This window comes from Alteromonas confluentis, assembly GCF_001757105.1.
Lineage (GTDB): Bacteria > Pseudomonadota > Gammaproteobacteria > Enterobacterales > Alteromonadaceae > Alteromonas > Alteromonas confluentis.
This window is the reverse complement of the sequence record NZ_MDHN01000020.1, coordinates 20,966-27,590: the sequence shown is the minus strand read 5'-3', so window position 1 is coordinate 27,590 and position 6,625 is coordinate 20,966. Positions and strand designations below refer to the sequence as shown.

General features: G+C 48.4%; 6 protein-coding genes and 4 tRNA genes. All 10 read right to left on the bottom strand.

The features are described from left to right. Positions 1-1,166 (bottom strand): elongation factor Tu (tuf, locus tag BFC18_RS08905; protein ID WP_070123210.1); only part of this gene is annotated, 1,166 nt, incomplete at its 3' end. A gap of 73 nt (positions 1,167-1,239) precedes the next feature. Continuing rightward, positions 1,240-1,315: transfer RNA gene (locus tag BFC18_RS08900), tRNA-Thr, on the bottom strand. A gap of 7 nt (positions 1,316-1,322) precedes the next feature. Further along, a tRNA-Gly gene (locus BFC18_RS08895) sits at positions 1,323-1,397 on the bottom strand. A 34-nt stretch (positions 1,398-1,431) separates the two neighbouring features. Further along, a tRNA-Tyr gene (locus BFC18_RS08890) sits at positions 1,432-1,516 on the bottom strand. Between the two features lie 13 nt (positions 1,517-1,529). After that, positions 1,530-1,605: transfer RNA gene (locus BFC18_RS08885), tRNA-Thr, on the bottom strand. Positions 1,606-1,722: 117 nt separating this feature from the next. Next, positions 1,723-2,463, bottom strand: a complete 741-nt coding sequence (locus BFC18_RS08880; RefSeq protein WP_070125206.1) for a type III pantothenate kinase — start codon at positions 2,461-2,463, stop codon at positions 1,723-1,725. Beyond that, positions 2,453-3,439, bottom strand: a complete 987-nt coding sequence (gene birA, locus BFC18_RS08875; protein ID WP_070125205.1) for a bifunctional biotin--[acetyl-CoA-carboxylase] ligase/biotin operon repressor BirA — start codon at positions 3,437-3,439, stop codon at positions 2,453-2,455. The genes BFC18_RS08880 and birA overlap by 11 nt, the downstream gene beginning before the upstream one ends. Then, positions 3,436-4,425, bottom strand: coding sequence for a UDP-N-acetylmuramate dehydrogenase (gene murB / locus BFC18_RS08870; protein WP_083272985.1), 990 nt, complete (start codon positions 4,423-4,425; stop codon positions 3,436-3,438). The genes birA and murB overlap by 4 nt, the downstream gene beginning before the upstream one ends. Before the next feature lie 124 nt (positions 4,426-4,549). Then, positions 4,550-5,107: a D-glycero-beta-D-manno-heptose 1,7-bisphosphate 7-phosphatase gene (gmhB, locus tag BFC18_RS08865; protein WP_070125204.1), complete on the bottom strand. Its 558-nt coding sequence runs from the start codon at positions 5,105-5,107 to the stop codon at positions 4,550-4,552. Positions 5,108-5,250: 143 nt separating this feature from the next. Beyond that, a complete protein-coding gene (locus BFC18_RS21830; RefSeq protein WP_070125203.1) occupies positions 5,251-6,486 on the bottom strand; it encodes a hypothetical protein in 1,236 nt (411 codons plus the stop codon). Positions 6,487-6,625 lie beyond the last annotated feature (139 nt).

Below are 6,625 nucleotides of genomic sequence, written 5' to 3'. Positions count from 1 at the left end.
ACAACACCAGCACCTACAGTACGACCACCTTCACGGATTGCGAAGCGCAGACCTTCTTCCATCGCGATAGGAGCAATCAGCTCAACTACGAATTTCAGGTTGTCGCCTGGCATTACCATTTCAACGCCTTCTGGCAGTTCAACGGCACCAGTTACGTCAGTTGTACGGAAGTAGAACTGTGGACGGTAACCTTTGAAGAATGGAGTGTGACGACCGCCTTCATCTTTAGACAGTACGTATACTTCCGCTTCAAACTTAGTGTGAGGAGTGATTGAACCAGGCTTAGCCAGTACTTGACCACGCTCAACGTCGTCACGCTTAGTACCACGCAGCAGAACACCAACGTTCTCACCTGCACGACCTTCGTCAAGCAGCTTACGGAACATTTCAACACCGGTACAAGTCGTTTTAGTCGTATCTTTGATACCAACGATTTCTACTTCTTCACCAACTTTAACGATACCTTGCTCAACACGACCAGTTACAACAGTACCACGGCCTGAGATTGAGAATACGTCTTCGATTGGCAGGATGAACGGCTTGTCGATAGCACGCTCTGGCTCTGGAATGTAAGAATCCAGTGCTTCACCCAGTTCGATGATTTTCTTTTCCCACTCTGCGTCGCCTTCAAGGGCTTTCAGAGCAGAACCTTTGATTACTGGCAGATCGTCGCCTGGGAATTCGTATTCAGTCAGAAGTTCACGAACTTCCATCTCAACCAGTTCCAGCAGCTCTTCATCATCAACCATGTCACATTTGTTCATGAATACGATGATGTAAGGGATACCAACCTGACGACCCAGCAGGATGTGCTCACGAGTCTGTGGCATAGGACCATCAGTCGCCGCAACTACCAGGATACCGCCGTCCATCTGAGCAGCACCAGTGATCATGTTTTTAACGTAATCAGCGTGTCCTGGGCAGTCTACGTGCGCGTAGTGGCGAGTAGGAGTGTCATATTCTACGTGTGAAGTAGAGATGGTGATACCACGAGCTTTTTCTTCAGGCGCGTTATCGATTTGATCGAAAGCCTGAGCTGAACCACCGTAAGTCTTTGAAAGGACGGTAGTGATTGCTGCAGTCAGAGTGGTTTTACCGTGGTCAACGTGGCCGATAGTACCCACGTTTACGTGGGGTTTCGTACGTTCAAACTTTTCTTTTGCCATTTTTCTAGTATCCCAGCAAAGTTACGTTAAAAATTAAATAATATTCAAACTTAAACATGAGCTGGGGAGAAAATGGTGCTGATAGGCAGATTTGAACTGCCGACCTCACCCTTACCAAGGGTGCGCTCTACCAACTGAGCTATATCAGCACTGATATGGAGCGGGCAGCGGGAATCGAACCCGCATCATCAGCTTGGAAGGCTGAGGTAATAGCCATTATACGATGCCCGCGTTCCTAATTCTCTGGCCACCTCATAGAAGAAAGTGGTGGAGGGGGCAGGATTCGAACCTGCGAAGGCTGAGCCGGCAGATTTACAGTCTGCTCCCGTTGACCGCTTGGGTACCCCTCCAGAGTTTGATGAATGGTGCCGACTGCCGGAATCGAACTGGCGACCTACTGATTACAAGTCAGTTGCTCTACCAACTGAGCTAAGTCGGCTCCTCATCAAGTGGGTGCGCATTCTAGAGTAACTCGTTACTCTGTGCAAGTGTCTTTTTTAATTTTTTTCGTTTTATTTTTTGAAGCGGTTAACGCTTATAAAACAACGAAAAAATGTTACGCGACAAGCTGACTTCTCGCGTAGCGGGCAAGACCTTGCACCACCAAATTCGCGGAACGGATAGTATCAGTGGATTCAATTATTGCAAGCATATTTTTGTCTCCACCACCGATAATTATCGCAAAATCGGATCGTTCGCTTGCTAATTGAGCAACGGCGCTCAAATAAACACCATTTACAGCTGCCAAGCATCCTTGACTGACACATTCCTCGGTATAAGTACCAGGTGCAAGTTGGGAGGGTTTTGCCTCTTTGGCAAACACTCTTGCAGTATTTTTAACCAGTGCATCCTGCATAAGATGATACCCTGGCGTAATCCAACCGCCTAAATGTTGACCATCGACTACAAAATCACAGGTAATTGCCGTTCCCACATCAATAACGCAAAATGGTTTTTCGGTCATTTCTTGCGCAGCGACCATAGCTAGCCAACGATCAACCCCCATTCTCGACACATTTTCATATCGATTTTTAATGCCGAAGTTTTCTTTCTCGGTAAAAATTTCGATAAAAGCCACATTTTGCTCAACACAAAAAGATGCGATTCGCTCAGAAATGTCGTTTTTGCCAACATTGGAAAGGTAGAGATGGGAAAAGTTTTTGTTTTTTAGCCAGCCTAGAAAGCTGTCGAGGGAAAGATGAACGTCCGGTTCTGCCACATTCGCATTATTAAGCAGAACCGATTTAATTCGACTGTTGCCTGCATCCACCAGCAACACCTGTTGTTCAGATACCACGAAGGCTCACCTCACCACCATGGAATCGCGTGATGCCATCTTCAGTTTCTACAAGTAGTGCCCCACTTTGGTCCACACCACGATCGATACCAGAGAATCGCTTGTCACCCATTTGCAATACAATTTTCTTGTCGGCAAACAAATCCAGGGCTTCCCAATAAGGTACGAACTTGCCAAATCCTTGTTGGGTGAATTCCGGTAGCATCTCGCGTAACGATTCTATAACCGCAGCAGCCAGTCGGTTTCTGTCAGGCGTTTCGCCCAGATACCCGGTAAGATCGCTGTGAGGCTGGCCCACATCATATTGGGTATCAGGTACATTGACGTTTAGCCCGATGCCGATGACACTATGGGCCGTAGCACCAATCTGCCCTTCTACTTCTATTAGTACGCCGGCCAGCTTACGGCCATTCAAATAAATATCGTTAGGCCACTTAAGTTGGGCATCTTCAATATTGAATTTACGTAGTGCCTCGCAAATCGCTACGCCCACTAATAATGACAGGCCCGCCATACTTTGATAGCCATCAGGAAACGACCAATACATCGACATGGTAAGGCTGCCCCCAACCGGCGCAGTCCACTTTCTGCCGTGGCGACCTTTACCGTCGGTTTGCACTTCCGCCAGGATCACGTCTCCGTCTGCCAAATCATGACGCGCTTTTGCAATGCGCAGCTTCATTTCAGCGTTAGTGGAAGGTAGCACCGGCTCCACCTGAATCATCGACAAGCCCGGACGTCTCAGATGCTTTTTAATATGCTCTGCACTTAATAACGCAAAACCCTGATTCAATCTGTAACCCTTACCTTTTACTTTGAAAACATCCAGCCCCCAATCGGCGAGCTGAGAAATATGTCCGGCTACCGCGGTGCGTGACAGGTTCACCTGCTGCGCAATCAGTTCGCCAGAATGAAACTGACCGTCAGCCAGCAATGAAAGAATATGCTGACGAATAATTTTTGATGCCTGCTTCATAGGTTGATTACTCCGTTGCGGCCAACCAGCCGCACTTCCGCTTCCAATGCAATATCGTAACGCTCACGCACCGTGTCCATAATTGAACGGGCAAGCTTAACCACATCGTTGCCAACAGCTTCACCGGTATTGGTGAGCACAAGGGGTTGCGTTATGTGGCAGCGAACGCCACCTTCGGTCTTTCCTTTAAAGCCGCATTGGTCGATGAGCCATGCGGCGGGAATTTTTACGCCATTATCAACAACAAAACCAGGTATGGTTGATGCCGCTTTTTTAAGGCGCTCAAAATGACTGACACTGACCACCGGGTTTTTGAAGAAACTGCCAGCATTCCCCAATTCATCAGGGTCGGGTAACTTCGACTTCCGCACAGCAATCACCGTATCATAAACCTGTTGCGCGGTAGGATTATCAAGCGCAGCCAACTCACCGTAGCTCACCACCGGGGAATACGTTTTTGGCAATGCGAAATTCACGTGGGTAATGAGCGTCTTTCCTGCTAACGCCTTTTTAAACACGCTATCGCGGTATCCGAACTCACACTCACTGTTATTCAGCGTTGTCGCTTTGCCACTTTGAATATCGATAAGCTCTACCGAAGCAATAAATTGCCCCACTTCCACACCATAAGCACCGATGTTTTGAATGGGCGACGCCCCTACCGAGCCAGGAATAAGTGCCAGATTTTCCATTCCGTACCAGCCCTTGTCCAAACAGTAAGTCACCAGCGCATGCCAGTTCTCACCGCCAGCTACGCGTAGCAGGTGGTGAGTATCGGATTCTGCGTGTTCGATTCCACGCATTTCATTAATAAACACCTGGCCGTCGAAGTCTTCCAGAAAGAGTGTATTGCTTCCGCCACCCAACAAATAATTGGTGTCGGATTGCAGCCAGCGTGCCCGGAACAATTCGGGCGAAGAGAAAGAGATTATCTCCCTGCCGGAAGCCGGAAGATGGAAAGTGTGGTGTTGACGTAGTGAGGGCACAGATTCAGCTTTATTTTCTTTGTATGACTGTTCGCAATGGTAGGCGAACCGCCCTGAGATTAAAAGTAGCAGTAGGGATGAAAAAACCTAGTCTGAAAGTCCATAGGTGACCTGCAGCAAGACATTATTCTGTGGCGATAGCAAAATAGTGTGCTACCACGTCTACCAATCGGTGGCAGTTCACCCATTCAGCCTGTTCAATTGTGTCTGTATGTTCTTCCGCCACTTTATATAAAGCAGAAATACCAGCCCGTTGCCCAGCTTCCATATCAGAGGTTTTGTCTCCCACCATGACCGAGCGGGATAAATCGATTTGGTGCTCCTCCGCAGCCGCTATCAACATGCCGGGGTTGGGTTTACGGTTTTCACAATCTTTCAGGTACTTGCCCTGACCGTGCGTAGCATGGTGTGGACAGAAGCGAACGTCAGCAATAGTAATCTGGCGACGGGCGAATTCCTGCTTCATCCAGGCGGTCAATGCGAGAAACTCATCTTCGGTGTAGTAGCCGCGACCAATGCCAGCCTGATTCGTCACCACCACAATCAAATAACCTTGTTCGATAATCTTCTTACAGGCTTCAAAAACGCCTGGTACAAAATCAAATTGTTCAGGGTGGCAAACATAGCCGTGGTCGATATTGATTACACCGTCACGGTCGAGGAAAAAAGCCCGGTTAGTCATAGATACCGTATTTGTTTAAATCGAGGGAAGCATTATACGCAATAATCGCGACAGGATTAAGGTGAGACTGTCAGCGAGTATTGTTTAATCGCTATGCGCAAAACGAAAGAGCAGCGGATGTCGCTGCCCTTTTGAGGAATTGGTTAATTTAATTCAGGTAATACCTGGCTGTGTAGGATATCGATAAGCGCCGGGTTACTGATATCGTTACTCCATAGCTCGAAATTACGAAACCCTTCATCAATAAAGAACGACATCTCGTGAATAAACGCTTCCTCGGTAGTCCAACCTTGTCCACTGTCGAAGCGCTCAGGAGATTCCGTAAAGCTACCAATAGACTGACATACAGCAAAGCTCAGCTCTGTCGCCTGCTGTGCAATGTGATAAACACTGTATTCAGACTCCCGGGGGTTCGTTGCCATGCGCGAACTACACCACCAGATAGCGACACCGCAGCGGGAACCCATCGTGGCCTGACAATAGTCGAAGGCGTTCTCAGCCAACGTTGGCGAGCGAAAGACTTCATGAACCTCCATGATAATCGATGTGCGCGGAAACGCCGCGTTGTACATATCCATGATGGTGTTGTAGCTATTCAGTAAACGCGCTTCGGTATAACCGGCCGCAGTAAATTCCGCTTCACTCACACGCCAGTGCATTTCAATGCCATTCGTCATCGCCGCGTAAGAGAAATAAACCCCCGCTAAATTGGGATGGCTGTCGAATTGCTGTCCAAGGGCGGCCACCAGCTGTGATTTAAACGCTTGGTAGTCAGTATCCCAGGGTAAACAAGTGGTCTTTGCCTGACGGCGGAAATTGAAATCGAAAGTTTCACAGGCAGCGAGTACAAAATCCGGCATGGCAAAACTATCGAGAATGGCCAGATTAATCGCAGAATTCAGTTCAGCCGCTTTTTCCAGCTCATTGCTGATAGTAGAGAAATCAAATACTCCTGGCGCTGTGTTGATAGCTGCCCATTCAACTCTTACCAAAGTGCCGCTCATGTGCGCCTGGTCGTTAATACCTTCCCGCACCAGTGTACCACCGCGATGATTCCGCGTGATCACGCCAGCGCTATGATAAATTCCTTCAGGTGCTGCTTTCACTCCCGGCTCAGGAGCAGGCTGCGGCTCGGGTTCGGGCTGAGGTTCAGGTTGTGGTTCTGGCTCAGGAGCGGGTGCTGGCTGATGTCCTCTTCGCATTTTACGTTTGAGTTTCCGTTCATGACGACGGTCTACCGCTGAGAGCGACCTGGCTTCTTCCGCCGTAACAACAGTCTCGGTGGCCTCGGCGGCCTGAACCAGATTGACCGCACTCAGCAAGGTAATACTAAGCGAGGTGAATACACTGACAATGGGTAAATGGAGTCGAACTTTCATAATGGTCAACCTTATCGATACGAAACACGGTACGCTGCGAATTAAAGTTGACCGATGGAGTTCTATAAATCTTCCTGCGAATACGTAGGTATAGAGGAAAACATACCTTTGGGAGGGACAAAAAACAGGGACATTTTAG

Coding starts and splice junctions, on each gene's coding strand:
- birA (WP_070125205.1), bottom strand. CDS start 3,439: ATGAAGCAGGCATCAAAAATTATTCGTCAGCATATTCTTTCATTGCTG.
- gmhB (WP_070125204.1), bottom strand. CDS start 5,107: ATGACTAACCGGGCTTTTTTCCTCGACCGTGACGGTGTAATCAATATC.
- BFC18_RS21830 (WP_070125203.1), bottom strand. CDS start 6,486: ATGAAAGTTCGACTCCATTTACCCATTGTCAGTGTATTCACCTCGCTT.